Here is a 15,738-nt window from a genome sequence, read left to right as displayed (position 1 = left end):
TTTTTCAGCCAAGCCCCTGAGTATGGGAAGGCTCCGCATTCCCATACTCAGGGGCTCACGCTTAAAGGTCTATCGGGCAACCACGACTTCTGCCTTTCTACGGCGGATCAACCCCGCGGTTAACTCGTAGTAGTAGATGGTAGCTGGAGCTGAGCATCGCAAATAGTGCTCCAGAAACCATCTCACGTGTTTTTCCCTCCAGGACCAGGGAGTCGCGCAACCCCAGCGCTCACGAATCACCTCTTGCATCCTTTCAGCTTGCCTGATGTGCCGCTGCTGCGTGGCATGTGCACCTTTGAGCATGGGGCGTAGGAACAACGCTATGTCGAACTCGGCCGTCATCGCCGGCCTCCGATGTAGGCACTCACCACATCGATGCGGTTATATCCCAACTCGTGGCTGATCTGCTTACGGGCTCGCTGATCGAGTGCTCGATCCTCTTGATGAACACGACCACCATTAACGGGTGCAGGAAAGCCGACTAGTTGCTCATAGCGCTCACAGGCGTAAGCCGCCCGCAGCTCATGAAAACCTTTCGATCCATGCTCATGCAGGATGTCCCGTGCCGGTCGCACAACTGCCTGCATAAAGTCTTTGTAGCTTTCGTCGGGTGCCAACAAATTCCGACTGCCATTGGGTGAGGTCGCGCTGGCCCAATCCAGGGCATCGCGAACTTGATCCGTTACCGTAATCCAGCGCGGTGCCGAGGCCTCTGATCGACCACCTTTGGTGCCATCCTGGATGTTGATCTTGCCCAGTTGCCGAATCTCACGTTGCAGTCGGGGCAGATCGGCCAGGATCGCTTCGCGCAGGCGCATACCAGCCTCACGGGCGAGGAGCACAATGGCACTCACCCTCGATTGCTGACGATCTGACAGCGCCCGTGCGATCAACTTGACCTGCGCACGGTCTTGGCCATGCGGAGCCTCACTACGCACGCTTGAGCGCTGCAAGCCCAGCGCCTTACTCGGACTCGGGATTTTGACTTACTGATCACCGCGCAGCGCGGCCATCGTTCGGTTTACGCTGGACAGCCGGTTCTGCGCGGCGGCAATGCCGACGTTGCCCTGATCAACCTGCTCCCGCACGTGGACGGCGTACCGCATGAGGATCTCGCGGTCTATCTGGCGCGCGTCGTTGCCCCCCGGTCCTTCATCGGATCGACACCAATGCACGAACGCCTGCCAGCGATCACTATGGGCTTTGACGGAAGCAAAATGGCCGTCGCCAAACAGGTCTTTCAGTGCTTCCGGTCCAGCATAGCTAAGCTGGCGACCGAAGCCGAAATTGCGCCCCGCTCGCTTACCGACCCGAGCCATTTTTCTGTTCCTGATCGACTGCCGCGAGATCATGCAAAAGGGCTCGCCAGTGCGCACTTACAATCGCGAACTGAGCCCAATCAGTCGCGCGAAAACACAGCGTGTTGTCGGTGACGTAAAGATGCGCACCCTCCTCTTTCAACCATTGAATAATGGCTGTCGTAGAGGCGATAGCTTATGGGTGGTGGCGACACCGGCGACACCGGCGACAACCCTTGTCCTGCCTGGCTTTGAGCGTGGCGACAAAGTGGCGACAGTCGCGGCGACAAACCGCGCTTTCGGCTCCTTTTGGCGCTGAGCCAGGTGGTTGCGCAGCGCTTCATCAAGATTAAACATGGCGCACCTCGAAGGTACAACCGTCGGTGCTCAGCCACTGATGATCAATCAACTCGACCAACAGCTTGGCGGCATGACGACTGCTCTTACGGGCAAATCGGGGACCATTGCGATTCAGCTCCCGAATACTGAAGCGCTTCCAATCTTTGACCTGCAGCCAGCGCAGCAGCCGGTCTGCCTCCTCTTTTACCCGGCACACCGGTTCCTGTTCGGTCAGGCGCTGGATCTCGGAGAGGTAATAGCCGACTAAGGCCGAGGCCCGTTGGATATGATCGACCTCCACGACGCTGCTCTCCTCCACGACTGCCAGATTGCCGGCGACGCGCAGCAGGTTATCGGCGGCCTTCGATCCGCTAGGCCGTACGCTGGCCAACTCGCCAAACTCACCCAACTGGGCCTCGATGGCATCATGCAGATCAATCCAGCGACGACGAGCCAGTGGACTGAGGCTCAGCGGTGACAGCCGCAAGGCACCGTCAGCGGAAAGCGACCAAGGCTGATGAAACAGGGCCGAAAGACGGTGGTGATATCGCTTTAGGGCGGGGTCTTTGGACAAGTCGACAGCCTGGTAACTGCGTTGTCCGGCCAGGCTGGTGGGCCAGGTCATGAGGCAGCGACCGAGAATGCCTTGCCCCCGCAGCAACGGGTCACTGAGTAACTGCATGGCTAGATACGGTTGCAGCATCAGGTGCAGGCTTAAGCGTCGATCGTAAGCTCGCAAGCTTTCACCCACCATGGACCGCGCGCGATCTATCGGACTGCCGTCCCAAAGTGACGACAAGGTCGTAACCGCTTTCAAACGGTTATCTCGACTCATGGTGCTGCTACCGAGGAATTGTCCCCCCTCGTCACAGAACAGGCCCATGCTCGGCAAGTCATGGCAGAGTCCCTTGATCACGGCCTCGATAGTCGGATCCGTGGTGATCAGCCTAGGTGCAGAGGGCTCCGTTTCCAGCGGTACGCCGTTTGTGGGGTCGGGATCGCCAGGGTTGATACGCTGCGCCTGTCGCTGCGCGACACGGTACCGGGCGAGTTGTTCGCGGTAGCGCTGCCACTGCTCACGCTCCCATTGCCGTGCTGGCAGCAATGCAAAACGATCTGCCGCGGTCTTGCGATCACCTGACGCGGCCACTGTAATCAGGAACAGCGACAGGGGGTAATTTCGCCCATCGAGTTGCAAGCCCGCATGACCTTGAGTGGCCAGCGCCGAGGCAGCCAAGACCGATTGTGCGGCCAGTGCCTGGGGCACGCCGATGACCTCGGCCATGCGCTCCACCGCAGGCCCAAGAATCCCACCCAGTGCCTGCACCGGATAAGGCTGGGCCACGGGATTCGCCTCAATCAGAGGTCGAGGTGGTCGTGGTAGTTCAAGCTTCGGATCTAACTGCTGCATGGGCCCTCTCCTCGCTGATTGCTGGCTGTCCTCACGTAGTCCCGCCACGGCTGTTGAGTGTTATCAGGGATCAAGGCCCCTGCGGCCTGTGAGGTATTCACTGACGCGGAACGTACGGCTCCTTACGACCGGGAGCGAGGGCATGAACCCATGAATCTGGCCTCCTTAGCGCATCCGAAAATGCGGGCGGGTGGAGGCTGTGCCGACTGACGAGTTCGGCACCTGGAGATCCTGGGTGGGAGAAGGCAGTGACATGGACACCTGGGGCATGCCTGACTGTCAGTCAGGTACAGCCTGTCCATAGGCTGCGGCACCGGTGTCTGTGTCGTTGCGGATGGCGACGAATCGGGTTTGTCAGGTCGATTGTCACGAAGAGAGTTGCGGCAATACCGTGTACGACGCGGCTGGCAGCAGCGGTAGGAGCGCCCGTCTCTTTCCTGGAGAAAGAGACGGGCGCTGTCTGGCGCAGCGAAGTGTGCCGAAAGGTAAGCTTGCTGCAGCGCAGTGAGGTAGGTCCATCGTCTGCCGCAATGGACAGATAAGTCGAGTAGGCATCCATCACTCTTGGGGAGTGACCGTGCGAGCCGCCGGACGCTGTATCGCACTTTGGGAGAACCACCACGAAAGTGGCGTGAAGGTTCTGGCTACCTGGGCTGGTGCTGTCAACGACAGCGATCCTTGCGCCAATTTTTATACCCACTCGAAAAGACGGTCAAGCGTCACGGGCAAAGCACTCAAAAAGTGGCGACTGTCGCCACTTTTGTCGCCATGCTCCAGGCCGCGTTCTGCATGGGTTGTCGCCGGTGTCGCCACTTCTCTAGCCATAGCTCTACGACAAGCTCGGCTCTGACGCTGAACTGCGTTCCACTCGCTAGAGATCACGGACAATTACTGACGGATTAACAACGGCGTGGCGCTAATCAAATTTGAAATGGAAGGGCGGAACGAGTTGGCTTCGAGAAAAAGCGAGTGAACCCTCCGATCGGCGCGATCGAAGATCGCAGGATCGCAGGATCGCAGGATCGCAGGATCGCAGGATCGGAGGGTTTGGCGGGAAAAGCAAAATCTCAAACGTCAATCAGAGCCTCAAGCATCGAAACTTGTTGGTCGGGATGCAGCCGCTTCTCGAAGGTTGATCAGCGCCTGCTGCAAACGCCCAGGCTGAGAGTCACGCTGCGGGTGGGAAATGAATTTGAAGGCAAGATGCACGAGATGGTACATGAGGCCGATACGCTGAGCTCCCTAGTAGCGGAGCAAGAAGCCACTAAGACGGCCAGAAAAAAATTCAGATTTGTGGAAGTGATATCGGTCAAGTCGATGTAAGTGAGCGCTCTCACTTGGCTCGCTCGCCTGACATTGAACCGCATTCGTTACCGCGAGCCACCTGACCGAACGGCTCATGTCAACTGAGGCCTCAAACCTCAGATACGGTAGTCGTATAGCGGACCTATGGGATTATGAATCGGTGACCATAGCTAATAGCATCATTAAAATTCAACGAGGTTGCCGTAGCACAGTCAATCAATGCAACGCTTAAGCCATAATTTCGAGTAATCTACGATAGATGAGATCATTTTGCCACTGCACACCTAGCGTACCTCGTCACTCCCTGAGGCATGATGCCTAACAGCGGGTGAGGTACTTCAATAAGGACATGAAGACGAATGCCGCAATTTTCCATCCTTTCCCCTCTTGATCAACCACTCGGCAGTAGACGCTTGCTGGAGGATTTGAAGCGGTTCCTTAGTGATCCTGAGCTTAATGAATTTGGTTTTGCCGTCGCTTTCGCCAAGGTTGGTCCGTTATACCGCCTTCAGGAGTTTTTGGAAGCTTGGACTGCACAAGGTAAGACCGCTACCGGCATTTTTGGGATTGACCATAAAGGAACTAGTTTACAAGCCTTGAGTTTTGCGGTCGAAAATCTGAGCGCCTCATATTTTACTCAACAAATAGGAAATAGCTTCCACCCCAAGATTTATTGGTTCAAAGGTGCCACCAAGGCAGTTGCATACATTGGGTCGAATAATCTGACAGTCGGTGGCACCGAAATAAACTTTGAGGCCGGAGTTGAACTATCCTTTGAACTTCCGGCTGAAGAGGATGATTTTTCAGCTATTACGAAGACTTTTGAAGGTCTTTTGCCAGATCAATGCCCGGTAACTCATCCGCTAACTTCAGAGACACTCGCGGTGCTCATTTCAGCCGGACTTCTTCTCGATGAGTCTGTGGTTAACCGTTCGGGGTCTGGGGGTAGACTACCGGGGTTTCGCGCAAAAACTGGAGCGAGACTCCCAGTCTTGCCGGCAAGCAGCTTGCCGAAAGGTGTCTTTGGTAAAAAAAGTACGAAGCAAGCACTTGCGAGCAAAGCTGTAATTATCCAAACGCAAGCTGAAAAGGTGGATGTTACTAAGCCCCTCACTCCCGTGACTGGTTTGGCGATTCAGATCACGCCCCATGACAATGGAGAAATATTCTTGAGTAGTACTGCCGCCAAACAAAATCCAGCATTTTTCGGAATGCCGTTCACTGGGATAACAACCCCTAAGCAAGGAAGCAAAAACGGTGGCTATCCTCAGCGTTTTCCGGACCCCGTATGTAACATCAGAGTAATAGGCGGCGAAGAGCCGCTATTGTTAGAGTTGCCGGCTTATGAATTGAATACGGTGTTTTACACCAAAAAAAGCGAGATTCGTGTAACAGCTTCGCCGCTTGTTCCAGTTGTCCCCGCTTATTCAGTTATGATTATGTATTTCTCAGAATCCGCAGGAATAGACTACGAACTGGATATTCATACTCCCCAATCACCTGAGTATGAAAGATGGGTTGAGATATGCAACCAGAAAATGCCCGGCGGGGGTAAGAAAGAGCCCCGCCGGTTTGGGTGGTTCTGATTACTTGATAAACTGAATTATACCATTCTCGGTTATTGCATGCTTCATATGACGTAGATTTTCCGTTGTGACGGAAATGTCTAAGTACCGTGAAGCTTGCAAGCCTACCATGTCTCCAATTTCTAGGAGCCATTCCGTAGTTTTGATCGGGAACCAGTTTTCCCCAACCTTCGTTTTACTGTTGCCAACTACATAAAAGGCTTTGCCATCGACACGCAAAACTTTTTGAGTGTTTTCGATATTTTTCTTCATGTCCAAGAAGTACCGAAGAAGCAGAGATGGCATGTTAAGTTTCCTGAAACCTGCCCCCTCCAAAATATTTTTCTGATGGATTTCTTTTAACTCATCTATCAGCTTTTTCGGGAGTGACGTCGATGCATCTTCAGAATATAGGAGTTTCTCAAATGTATTTTTTTCAGATTTGGCAATTTCTCTTGAACCGGTGAGTTTTTCTTCTACAGACTTACGAACGTTGGACGGTATACCAAGTATCGCCATGAGTGAGAGGCGATCTGTATCAATGTAAGGTAAAGCAGTAGCGTAGGGTGGACTCGTAATGATCGCGTCTACGCTGCTCTCTTTCAGGCCTAAGTTATCAAAAGTGGAAGGTTCTCGGGAGTCGCCCTGAATTATGGTTGGCGAATGAAACGCGAACGGCCGCCGACTGGAAACAGACCAGAAATGTTGCAAGCGACGGTGCTGTGTCTCAAGTTTTTGCAAAAAAAGCTCAACTAGTGGAGCATCCTCAATGGGAGTGGACCGTCTACGGATACGCAGGTCTGTAGGGTCCTGTTGTGATACCTCTCGTATGCAATCGCTTACGATAGTCTCGAGAAAACTTACCAGCCTATCTTCTCCAAATAGCCTGATCTGCTTAAGCAACCAATTCAGCTTAGATATCACCTTTTCCGGGAACCACGCTTTTAATTCGTCACTAATTGTTCCCGTGAACTGATCAGACGAAGAACTATAAACGAGGGCGCTAGTTTTTAACGATTGGGCTAAGGCCGAAAGGCTCCGATCAACAGCGCTTTGTGGTAATTGAAGAATCTCTGATTTAGCTTTCCCTATCTTGACTGCAAGTGGATTCATATCGCAGCCAAAGGCTTTGAATCCATTTAGATAACCTTCAAGCGCCACCGTGCCACTGCCTGAGAATGGGTCAAAAATTATAGAACCTGGCTCAATTTGCGCGATATTGATCAGACTTTTTGCAAGCTGCGGGTAAAATTTCCCCTTATATGCATGGAGACCATGAGTGACATACTTTGGTTCTTTTCGCTTCGATGTATCACTGTCACCATTTTCCAGGAGTTTTTGCCAAGTCTTTTCGGGTAGACCGTCAGCTGTGTGGTGCATGCTCGTGAACGTTAGTCGGTTGAGTTTCCATCTTTCCGCTGGACTTAACTCGATAGCGCTCCAATCCCCTTTTAGAGGAGATTTATTTGTAACGTCACCAAGAACTGCTTTAACTTCTCGCTCCCTCAATATCTCCTCGTAGTCCCATAGCCTATACGTCGTAGGGCTTAGATTATATGTCTTAAGCTCTTCGGGCTTGCGGAGCACCAGTAGTTTTTCCGCCCTAGCGCGTCGTGCAGCAGCGGAAAACGAACGTCTTGTCTGGTGAATGGGCCTTTCTACGGTCACCACGTGTTCAAACCCGAGAGCCTCGGCCGCGACTGCCAAGCCTGCAGCTGTATCTATAGTTTCCCCGGAAAAAACAGCGTCTCCTACAACAAAAACCGCGTACCTTCCTGGACTTAAAACATTAAAGCAATCTTTAAACACTGCGGACATGTCATCGACATATTCTTCAAAACCCGTATTTTTCCGTTGGTGCTTCAAGTGAGAGCCAATCTCGACGTCACCCAGCTTTTTGGGGTTATGCCCTAGCCAAAATATCCTAAACCTGTGGTAAAGATGGTAATCGGTAGCATTGGGATATGGTGGAGAGCTGACGATCAATCCTACGGATTCAGGAGAAATATCATTTCGCATGACGAAGCGACTGTCGCCTGAGTGGAAAGTGGCGTCACTTGTGGTGCAAAGCTGGCTAAATCGCTCTACCCGTAACCGTACGGCCTTTATGCTCTCAAGATATGCGCGGATAGCATATTTAGGCGCATGATTTTTTTCCTTGGACACATAGCGTGTCTCAGAGTCTTGGTTCGAAACTCTCACAATTATTCGGGAGAATGCTAAGTAGGCAATATCTTTAGCCCGACCGCTAGTCAGCTCTTCGATTAGGTGTCGTATGCAGGCGAGTTCGGCAGTTATCGAAGTTGAAAACCATTTTTCATGATTTGGAATTTCCGGCAACCATTTTTTAAATAAGTCAATATTCGGTACTGGCGAAGACTCTAGTGAATAAGTATAGACAGCGGTAGCCAGCCTTTCTAATTCAGTACGATCTTCATCCTTAATTCCTGCGGTTTTGACCTTGCCAATTAGCGTCGCGAGAGGGTTTGCATCGACCGATACAGCACGACGAGAAAGCCTGACAGATTCAGTCGCGGTGGTACCACTACCCCCGAACGGATCAAGGACTAGCTCCCCGGGTAGTGACAGTCGTCGAATCACATTGGCGGGAATCTGCGGAATGTACTTTGCGGGGTAGGGATGAATGTCGTGCGTCAGGAAGCCGGTTTCATCATTCACAAAGGACCAATCAGCATTTTGAATGTCAGATGCTACCTGGGTAGCATCCGCGATGTCCCTAGGATGCTGGGCCTCTGGCATGCACGAGGCCGCCAAGTCAATCTGAACCGGCGTGATCGTGTCTGCGAGCTGTTCTTCGAACCAGTCAGTGAAGGTCTTGCCAGCGGGTTCCAACGCTGCAGCGAGGGCTGCTTTATCGGCATCTGTGGTCTCAAAAACTAATCTGGTCATGTCAAATCTGCATTTATGTACAAAAATGCATTCTAGCCTTTCGGGCTCCTCTCATCAACGTAAAGCCGCACAAAATCGCCCTGCCTAAATCCAGTGAGACGGAATATCCAGGTCGTAAATTTTAGCAACTTGTTGAAGAGATTTAATAATAACTTCATGTCTACCAAGCTGTCGGTCCGTCCACTCTTTGCGGGTGGATAGAAGTATTTTTAGTTCGGGAAGGTTATACATGTCTAGTTTGTGAAAATTTGACCATGTGGCAATTCCAAATAAGTTATAAATAGTTTCCGTGGCGTCTCGTTCACTTGCCAGCCTGCATTCCCCGCTTAGTTTTTTTAGCGCGTCTTCTGCGTCATCGCGGTCTTCGTAAGTATTAAGTAGTTTCATTTGGTCTTTCTCTTGAAATTTAGAGCGGTTTCTAGTTTGTATCCTTCGTCTCGGCGCGCAGCTTTTTAGAATTCAGCTGGTTGAGACTGGGACGTAAATCCTACCGATAATTTTGATAGAGGGTTCCATGTGCGATGATAGAGTGAGGAGGCAATTGTACTGCTGAAAGTCGATGTGGCGGGCTTCAAGCATTGTGATAACTCACTTAGCTTCGACTCTTTATCAAGTTAAGATAGGCAGCCGGTAAAGCTGTTCCGTCGGATTAGCTGCATGGAGCGTGGTATCTGAGATTGGCTCGCAGCGTCTTTGCAGGTCGTACCAGGCGCGTATTGCCGCATATGGCGTGAGTAGATTTCGAGACCGAAATGGATCTACTCACTTCTGTTTGGGCTGCGACGGTACGGTGGGAGGCACGGAAAACAAAAAGCCCGCACGAGGCGGGCTTCTTGTGTGCTTTCGAGTGTGCTTGGCATCACTCAAAAAACGAAAGGTGGTGCCCAGAGACGGAATCGAACCGCCGACACGGGGATTTTCAATCCCCTGCTCTACCGACTGAGCTATCTGGGCCGCGGCGGAATTAAACGTTGCCACGGCTTGGGCGTCAAGCAAGAAATCAAAAAAAATCAATGAATACCTATGTTTAGGATCGCCCGGGATATGGAAAACACACAAACTCAAAAATCGTAAACAGGTTCAAAATCAGAGATGAACGCTCACCCTCTGCTCAACAGGGTCAGGCGGCGCCAAGGACATTTATTCCCATGCCCGATGGCAGGAACGGCCGAATTTCGTCGATTACCACAACGCAAAGGCGCAACTCCGAGGATGCAATCAGCCCATCTACTAGTGCCGGACATCCAGATAAAACCGTTGGAAATACACTTCTTTGACCCGGCGGTATTCCAATCAGTATTCCAACAAAAAAACTCAACTGGAATTAGTCAATTAAATCAATAAAATACATCCTCAATTCAAATTACCCCGCCCCACCAAATACGAAGCAAGCCAAAACCCGCCCAGTGCGGGTTTTGTTGCATCTGGGGTTCGGTAATCCAACGCTGATACGCCCCCCCTGTAGGAGCGGGCTTGCCCGCGAAGGGGCCAACCAAACCACCGCAAAAACGGCGGCATGCACTTCACGCAGAGCCTGCGGGAAGGGAGTCAGCATGAATAATGTTCTGTTGATCAATGCCAGCCCCAATGGCCAGGTTTCCCATGCGAACCAGTTGGCACTGGAGTTGGTGCAATCCCTGCGCCAGCGCTATCCGCGGCTCGAACTGGTCGAACGTGACCTGGGCGCGCATCCACTGCCACCGCTCGGTATGGACTACGCCCGCGCCCGCCTGTCACTGGAGCCGCTGTTCAGCAACCTCGTTCGCAGCTCATCAGTAGAACTCGTCCAGCAAACAGTAAAACGCTATCCGTTGCTGATCGGGTTCCACACCATAGGCGTGGAAAAATGGCGCTACCCATGCCTGTCCAAGGTTGCGCTCTATGCTTCGGGCAGCCAGCGCAAGATCTTGGTAAATGTCACTGATGCCTAGTCGGCCGCAGTCGATGTAGCCGGTAAAGCGGGTTCCTTCGACCATGAAATTCGGCAGGCAGGCGTCGCCGTGGGTGACCGCAAGATCATAGGTTTCAGGGAGCGTCGACAGCAGCTCTGCGAAAACATCCACAGCGGTCCGACCCAGCCGCTCATCGTCAAAGTCTGCCTCGTCAACGAGCCCGGCACTCACTCGACTCCGGGCGGCGGCTATGCGCTGCTCCAACGGGTGATCAAAGGGACATGTCTCGATTGGCACCTGGTGCAGAGTACGCAGTGCCACTGCCAGGATGCTGATGACTTGGGGGGGAGACAGATCGTTGGCACTGGCCAGATCCTGTCCGGGGACGGCACTCATGAGTAACCAATGGCGACTGTTTTCTGTCGTGGCATCAAGAACGGTTGGCGCAGGCAGGTCGAGCCGGTTCATCCAGCGAAGACGCTCAATCTCTTGCGGCAGCTCACTATGGGCGCCAACGGGTTCGGACTTCACAAACAGGTGTTCGCCGCTGATGCAGCGAATGCGAGAAACCTCGGCGCCTGACTCGCCGATGGTTTGTCGTTCAATGGGTGCACCACTGGATGTTTGGGACCATTGGGTGGGAATGTACATACTGTTACTTACCCTGCTCCGGCAGATAATTATGAGAGGCCTCATGATCCGCGACTTTCGAAACCTGGACCTGGAACCCGTATTGGACATCTGGCTACGGGCGTCAATCCAGGCGCATCACTTCATCGCTCCCGAATTCTGGCGCAACCAGCTTGATGCCATGCGCGAGGTCTACCTGCCCGGCGCCATGTCCAGAGTATTTGAGGCCGATGGGGTCGTCGCAGGATTTTGCTCTGTGTATGGCGACACGCTTGCGGCGCTTTTCGTATCGCCTGAGCATCAGGGGCACGGCATAGGTACGCAGCTTCTCGCGGACGCCAAGGCCTCCAGGTCAACGCTACGGTTGACTGTATATTCGGCGAATGCGCCCAGCATCCATTTCTATGAGCGCCAGGGCTTTGTGGTTCTCAATGAACAACGGGATGAGCACACTGGCCACCTTGAGAAGGTGATGCGCTGGGGTGACCTGGTTCAGGACTAGGCACCACTTCTGCCCTTCAACTCAAACGAAAGTCGCTCAGGTCAATCGACACCATCACCCTCTCGCGCAGGGGTTGCCTGTCCTCGCCCCGCAGGTAGGCTCTGCGCCGGGAGGGAAAGCGAAAGCCCTGGGCTTCAACGTACTCGCCCACGTATTGGGCGGCTGCGAAGCCGCCGGCCACGTCGACGTGATAGTCGTGTCGACGCAACAGGCCGTCGTCAGCGAAGTAAAAATCCTGGAAACGGCTATGGCTGGCGATGTGTTCCGGGAACTCGACCCGCAGACCGCGCCAGGCTTCGGGGCCTTCCTGCCAGGGTGCGATTTCAGTGACGTTGAAACCCGCCATCGCCATGAAAAACGGCGTCGTCAGGTAGGTCCACATGGCGTACCCGCTGAAGTAAGCACGGTGTAGCGGGTCCCAGGGGGTATCCATGTCGTGCCCGGCGAATGACTCTCGCGGGTTCGCGCGCTCGCGCACGATTTCGCCCTCGGTGGTTTCGATGGCGATGTAGTCGGCCCGGAATGCCGTGCGCCAGTGCGGGTTGCCGAACGGCGTGACGCCGGCGCTTTGCTGGTGCAGGCTGACGGTCATCTCGCGGGGCATCGTGTCTTGCGCCACGCCCTTCATTGCCCATAATTCTCCGCCCGTGACGATGGTTGCGTTGAGCGTTGTGAACCTGTTCCAGCGCTCCAGGCCGCCATGGGCGTCGAGTATTTTTTTCAGCAAATCGTTCATGGGTCTTGTCCCTTTCGATGCTGGGCGGAATCAAAAGAATAGGTCACTGGCAGGTCGTGGGCGGATCTATGCTGATGACTTCCCTACAGGCTCGGGCCTCCACTGAACAGAAGCATTCAGGAATGCAAACATGAATATGCGGATTCTGACCCTCCTGGCAGCGATGGTTTGCCTACCAGCACACGCCGCCAGCGAAGTCGACGCCTTCGATGCCGGCAATGGCAGCCGGCCTTTCGACCAGTCGCTGGAACTGCAGGGCATTGTCTTTAATGTGACGGATGAGTCGGTCGATGGCGGCCGGGCAATGCGCATCGCTCCCCAAGGGCTGGAAATCGATAATTCGGCCATGACTCACCCACTGAATGGCGACATCGCCCGGGCGGAGGTCGCGGACCTCGATCGGGATGGCTCTCCGGAAATTTACGTGTTCGTCAGGTCACCAGGGCGCGGATTGCCCGGCGAGCTCGTTGCCTATGCCGCGAACCGTAAAAAATCCCTCAGTGCGATCTATCTGCCACCGGTCAGCGAAGACCCAGAGATCGCCGAGGGGTATCGCGGCGAGGATGAGTTTGCCGTGGTGGAAAACACCTTGGTGCAGCGGTTTGCGCTGTATGACAGTGCCGACGCTTCGGCGGGCCGGACCGGGAAAATGCGCGAGATTCAGTATCGGTTGATGCCTGGGGAGGCGGGGTGGATTTTGCAGAGGCAGAAGGTGATGGAGTATTGAGCTTTTCCCCTTTCACCCTCGGGCAACACATGAACTTTTCTTCACCCCGGGTTCAGGCAACTCCCTGTACATTTACCCTCGCTCATTCAAGAAACTACGGTTTGCCCGCCCTCCCGCGGGCTTTTTTTTGTCTTGCGAAATGTCCTACGCTGGGGCAAACCGCAGAGAAAAATCCCACAGGTCTTTCAGGTTGTCGGTCGGAAGGGGGCTTATTAATCTTTTGTCGTCACTGACTACTCAGTGATCGGGTGTGAGAACCCGGCAAGTAATAGCCATGCACTACCAGTATCCGCATAATTGCCGGCAGCTTGTCCGCTGCCTGTAGATGCGTAATGGCGGCTGTGTGCGGGCAGACTTTTGTCTGACCGGGTGGCTATGACCGGATTCTCACCTCGCACATAGCTGCCACCTCTTTGCTGTGTGAGAACGGCAAGTACTGGCACCCACGCAAGAGGTTAATCATCTTGGATAAGCTAACCCCCGATCCCCCCTTCGAAACCACCAAACCCCTATCGCCCCAGCCCCTTCTTCACGATCCTCCCCGACATCAAATCCGAAAACCTCCTCGCCCACGCTTGCGAATCACTGGCTTCAGCCAGCGTCATGCTCAATGACTTCGCCACTTACCTTAATGGCCCCCAGCGCAACACCGCGCTTGGGATTGCGCAGATCGTCATGCTGGCGGAGCTGGCTGTGAACAGGGCGCTGGATAATGTCGATCCGCAGGGCTAGGAAAGTAGACCGCGTTATCGTTCTTCGCGAGCAAGCCCGCTCCCACATTTAGTCTGTGGCGTATGCAAATTCTGCGACCACCGAAAGACTATTGTGGGAGCGGGCTTGCTCGCGAAAGCAATTTGCCAGGCAACAAAAAAACAGAACATCTCACTCAAATTGCGGGCTACGCTCAACCCGCAATTTGCGACAATCCTTTTGCAGCACCGGCATCTCCAACCGCGCTCTTCCGTAAAAGGCCAGCGCCGTCAGCAAACACGCCAGCCACACGAAGATCCCGGCCCAGAAGGTGTGGGACATGTAGTGCCAGCCCTGCACCACCCGCGTCGTGCCATAGACAAACCCCAGGGCCAGCGAGCCGTACATGATTGCCTTGGAATAGCGCCAGCGGTAACGGCGGGCAACAAAGTACAGCGCCAGCATGGTGAAACCACCGGAGGCATGCCCGCCGGGCCAGCAACGACCGTCACCGGCGACTTTCAACAAATCGAAATTCTCGTACCACTCCTTGTGCTCGATCTTCCCGCCGTACTGGGTGGTCTCGATCGGGCAATACACACTGGTATGACCCTTGAGGTAGTGGATGACGCCGGTGCTGATGGAGAACGCGAACACCACGTAGAGGAAATCCCGCCGATGTTTGCTGGCAAAACGTAGCACCGGCGCGACCTTGATCTTTTCCAGGACGGCGATGATCTTCGCGTGTTTTTCCGCTTCCAGACGCGGCCAGAGAAACGACAGCAAGGCACCGATGATGGCGATCTCGCCGGTCCAGTTCGGAATGATCCGCGCCCATTTATGGGTGATCTTTTCGAACAGGTGCACATGGTCCAGCGGGAATGTTTGCGTCACCGGGTCATAAAACAGATCGTTGAAGGCGATGTCGATCCGGGTCAGGTCGAACATCAGGAACACCACGACCGCGCAGGCCAGTGGGATACCGAAGTTCACCCAGTAAAAACGCGAGCGGGAAGCCGTCAGCATGGTGTGTCCTGGTGACAGAGTGAATTCATTCGGTGGTCATCGAGTGCCAGTCCGAGGCCTCGATGAACCCGAGTATGTGCGGCGCTTGTTGCGCTTGGGCGGTAACGAAAAGCGAGGCGCCGTAACCAAGGGTCGAGATGGGCAACTTGAGATCCTTTTGCAGTTGCGCCATGCATTCGCTATGGGTCACCAGGATCAGGTTGCGCCCGGGGACCTTGTGCGTCAGCGCGTCGCGCAGCATCGTGCCCTTGCAGTTGATCAGCCAGTCGTCGCCAGCGCCGACCGTGTTGAACATGTACCCGCTGGTCTGCGCCGTACGCACCATCGGGCTGTTGTAGATGTCGGCCTTCCCCAGCCCAAGCTGCTCGAACTGCGCACCGACCGCCACCGCAACGCTGCGCGAACGATCGGTAATGCCATCGTCGCCACTCAGGCAGGGCGCGCTGGAGTGATCGCAACGCTCGACATGGCGCACCAGCACGATCATGTCGCCCCTGGCCCAACCCGCCAACAGCGCCCGCGCGCCCTCCACGTTGCCATGCGCCAGGTCCGGCACGGCGTCAGGCCGTAACAGCAATACCGTCATGGCCAGCGCCAGCATCGCCGTGGCCAGCACCACGAGCGGATTGCGATAACGGGTAAAACGGCTCAGGTCGATCGAGCGTTGTATTCCGAACAGACTCAGTCTCAATTCCACAACAAGCCGC

13 protein-coding genes, 1 tRNA gene and 3 pseudogenes are annotated in these 15,738 nt (G+C 54.3%); 6 read left to right on the top strand and 11 right to left on the bottom strand.

The annotated features are described in order from the left end of the window. Nucleotides 1-69: 69 nt before the first annotated feature. From SOP85_RS21420 to SOP85_RS21405, 4 genes and pseudogenes are all read right to left on the bottom strand, one after another. Entirely contained in the window at nt 70-342 is a 273-nt protein-coding gene (locus SOP85_RS21420) for a hypothetical protein (protein WP_323628156.1), read from the bottom strand. Further along, nucleotides 339-1,319, bottom strand: a pseudogene (locus tag SOP85_RS21415) (integrase domain-containing protein). The gene SOP85_RS21420 and the pseudogene SOP85_RS21415 overlap by 4 nt, the downstream one beginning before the upstream one ends. Further along, a pseudogene (locus SOP85_RS21410) lies at nt 1,303-1,655 on the bottom strand (hypothetical protein). The pseudogenes SOP85_RS21415 and SOP85_RS21410 overlap by 17 nt, the downstream one beginning before the upstream one ends. Continuing rightward, nucleotides 1,648-3,048, bottom strand: a complete 1,401-nt coding sequence (locus SOP85_RS21405) for a YfjI family protein (protein WP_323628153.1) — start codon at nt 3,046-3,048, stop codon at nt 1,648-1,650. Before SOP85_RS21405 ends, SOP85_RS21410 begins: the two are co-directional and overlap by 8 nt. A 969-nt stretch (nt 3,049-4,017) precedes the next feature. Between SOP85_RS21405 and SOP85_RS21400 the strand changes: the two genes are divergently transcribed. Then, nucleotides 4,018-4,371, top strand: a complete 354-nt coding sequence (locus tag SOP85_RS21400) for a hypothetical protein (RefSeq protein ID WP_323628152.1) — start codon at nt 4,018-4,020, stop codon at nt 4,369-4,371. A gap of 341 nt (nt 4,372-4,712) precedes the next feature. Beyond that, nucleotides 4,713-5,939: a phospholipase D family protein gene (locus tag SOP85_RS21395; RefSeq protein WP_323628151.1), complete on the top strand. Its 1,227-nt coding sequence runs from the start codon at nt 4,713-4,715 to the stop codon at nt 5,937-5,939. Here SOP85_RS21395 and SOP85_RS21390 read toward each other — a convergent pair whose 3' ends face one another. The 3 genes from SOP85_RS21390 to SOP85_RS21380 all read right to left on the bottom strand — a co-directional run bounded on the left by SOP85_RS21390 (nt 5,940) and on the right by SOP85_RS21380 (nt 9,782). Next, nucleotides 5,940-8,828 (bottom strand): DNA methyltransferase, encoded by a 2,889-nt coding sequence (locus SOP85_RS21390; RefSeq protein ID WP_323628149.1) that lies wholly within the window; start codon nt 8,826-8,828, stop codon nt 5,940-5,942. An 84-nt stretch (nt 8,829-8,912) separates the two neighbouring features. Then, nucleotides 8,913-9,215: a hypothetical protein gene (locus SOP85_RS21385; protein WP_122683635.1), complete on the bottom strand. Its 303-nt coding sequence runs from the start codon at nt 9,213-9,215 to the stop codon at nt 8,913-8,915. A gap of 491 nt (nt 9,216-9,706) precedes the next feature. Beyond that, nucleotides 9,707-9,782, bottom strand: a tRNA-Phe gene (locus tag SOP85_RS21380). Between the two features lie 599 nt (nt 9,783-10,381). Between SOP85_RS21380 and SOP85_RS21375 the strand changes: the two are divergent. Next, nucleotides 10,382-10,540 (top strand): annotated as a pseudogene (locus SOP85_RS21375) (NAD(P)H-dependent oxidoreductase); the annotation flags it as partial. A 60-nt stretch (nt 10,541-10,600) separates the two neighbouring features. Here the strand turns inward: SOP85_RS21375 and SOP85_RS21370 are convergent. Continuing rightward, the gene (locus SOP85_RS21370; protein WP_323628148.1) at nt 10,601-11,371 is read right to left on the bottom strand and encodes an APH(3')-II family aminoglycoside O-phosphotransferase; all 771 of its coding nucleotides are present in this window, start codon (nt 11,369-11,371) and stop codon (nt 10,601-10,603) included. A gap of 43 nt (nt 11,372-11,414) precedes the next feature. On the opposite strand from SOP85_RS21370, the gene SOP85_RS21365 reads away from it, so the two are divergent. Beyond that, nucleotides 11,415-11,852: an N-acetyltransferase gene (locus tag SOP85_RS21365; RefSeq protein WP_323628147.1), complete on the top strand. Its 438-nt coding sequence runs from the start codon at nt 11,415-11,417 to the stop codon at nt 11,850-11,852. A gap of 16 nt (nt 11,853-11,868) precedes the next feature. Here the strand turns inward: SOP85_RS21365 and SOP85_RS21360 are convergent, their stop codons facing one another. Further along, nucleotides 11,869-12,588: a hypothetical protein gene (locus tag SOP85_RS21360; protein WP_323628145.1), complete on the bottom strand. Its 720-nt coding sequence runs from the start codon at nt 12,586-12,588 to the stop codon at nt 11,869-11,871. A gap of 130 nt (nt 12,589-12,718) precedes the next feature. On the opposite strand from SOP85_RS21360, the gene SOP85_RS21355 reads away from it, so the two are divergent. Beyond that, a complete protein-coding gene (locus SOP85_RS21355) occupies nt 12,719-13,315 on the top strand; it encodes a hypothetical protein (RefSeq protein ID WP_323628144.1) in 597 nt (198 codons plus the stop codon). 483 nt (nt 13,316-13,798) lie between these two features. Continuing rightward, nucleotides 13,799-14,047 (top strand): DUF6124 family protein, encoded by a 249-nt coding sequence (locus tag SOP85_RS21350; protein WP_323628171.1) that lies wholly within the window; start codon nt 13,799-13,801, stop codon nt 14,045-14,047. 150 nt (nt 14,048-14,197) lie between these two features. Here the strand turns inward: SOP85_RS21350 and SOP85_RS21345 are convergent, their stop codons facing one another. After that, entirely contained in the window at nt 14,198-15,031 is an 834-nt protein-coding gene (locus tag SOP85_RS21345) for a phosphatase PAP2 family protein (RefSeq protein WP_323628143.1), read from the bottom strand. A 25-nt stretch (nt 15,032-15,056) separates the two neighbouring features. Beyond that, entirely contained in the window at nt 15,057-15,728 is a 672-nt protein-coding gene (locus SOP85_RS21340) for a histidine phosphatase family protein (RefSeq protein WP_323628142.1), read from the bottom strand. Between the last annotated feature and the right edge of the window lie 10 nt (nt 15,729-15,738).

The sequence above is a fragment of the Pseudomonas sp. YuFO20 genome (assembly GCF_035064975.1).
GTDB classification, from domain to species: domain Bacteria; phylum Pseudomonadota; class Gammaproteobacteria; order Pseudomonadales; family Pseudomonadaceae; genus Aquipseudomonas; species Aquipseudomonas putida_AE.
Note: the sequence above shows the minus strand (reverse complement) of the source record. Positions and strands in the feature narration are given on the sequence as shown.

What these genes read in the sequence shown, in the direction of transcription:
- SOP85_RS21370 (WP_323628148.1), bottom strand. Translation starts at nt 11,371, where the DNA reads ATGTACATTCCCACCCAATGGTCCCAAACATCCAGTGGTGCACCCATT.
- SOP85_RS21405 (WP_323628153.1), bottom strand. Translation starts at nt 3,048, where the DNA reads ATGCAGCAGTTAGATCCGAAGCTTGAACTACCACGACCACCTCGACCT.
- SOP85_RS21365 (WP_323628147.1), top strand. Translation starts at nt 11,415, where the DNA reads ATGATCCGCGACTTTCGAAACCTGGACCTGGAACCCGTATTGGACATC.
- SOP85_RS21395 (WP_323628151.1), top strand. Translation starts at nt 4,713, where the DNA reads ATGCCGCAATTTTCCATCCTTTCCCCTCTTGATCAACCACTCGGCAGT.
- SOP85_RS21355 (WP_323628144.1), top strand. Translation starts at nt 12,719, where the DNA reads ATGAATATGCGGATTCTGACCCTCCTGGCAGCGATGGTTTGCCTACCA.
- SOP85_RS21420 (WP_323628156.1), bottom strand. Translation starts at nt 342, where the DNA reads ATGACGGCCGAGTTCGACATAGCGTTGTTCCTACGCCCCATGCTCAAA.
- SOP85_RS21360 (WP_323628145.1), bottom strand. Translation starts at nt 12,588, where the DNA reads ATGAACGATTTGCTGAAAAAAATACTCGACGCCCATGGCGGCCTGGAG.
- SOP85_RS21385 (WP_122683635.1), bottom strand. Translation starts at nt 9,215, where the DNA reads ATGAAACTACTTAATACTTACGAAGACCGCGATGACGCAGAAGACGCG.
- SOP85_RS21390 (WP_323628149.1), bottom strand. Translation starts at nt 8,828, where the DNA reads ATGACCAGATTAGTTTTTGAGACCACAGATGCCGATAAAGCAGCCCTC.
- SOP85_RS21345 (WP_323628143.1), bottom strand. Translation starts at nt 15,031, where the DNA reads ATGCTGACGGCTTCCCGCTCGCGTTTTTACTGGGTGAACTTCGGTATC.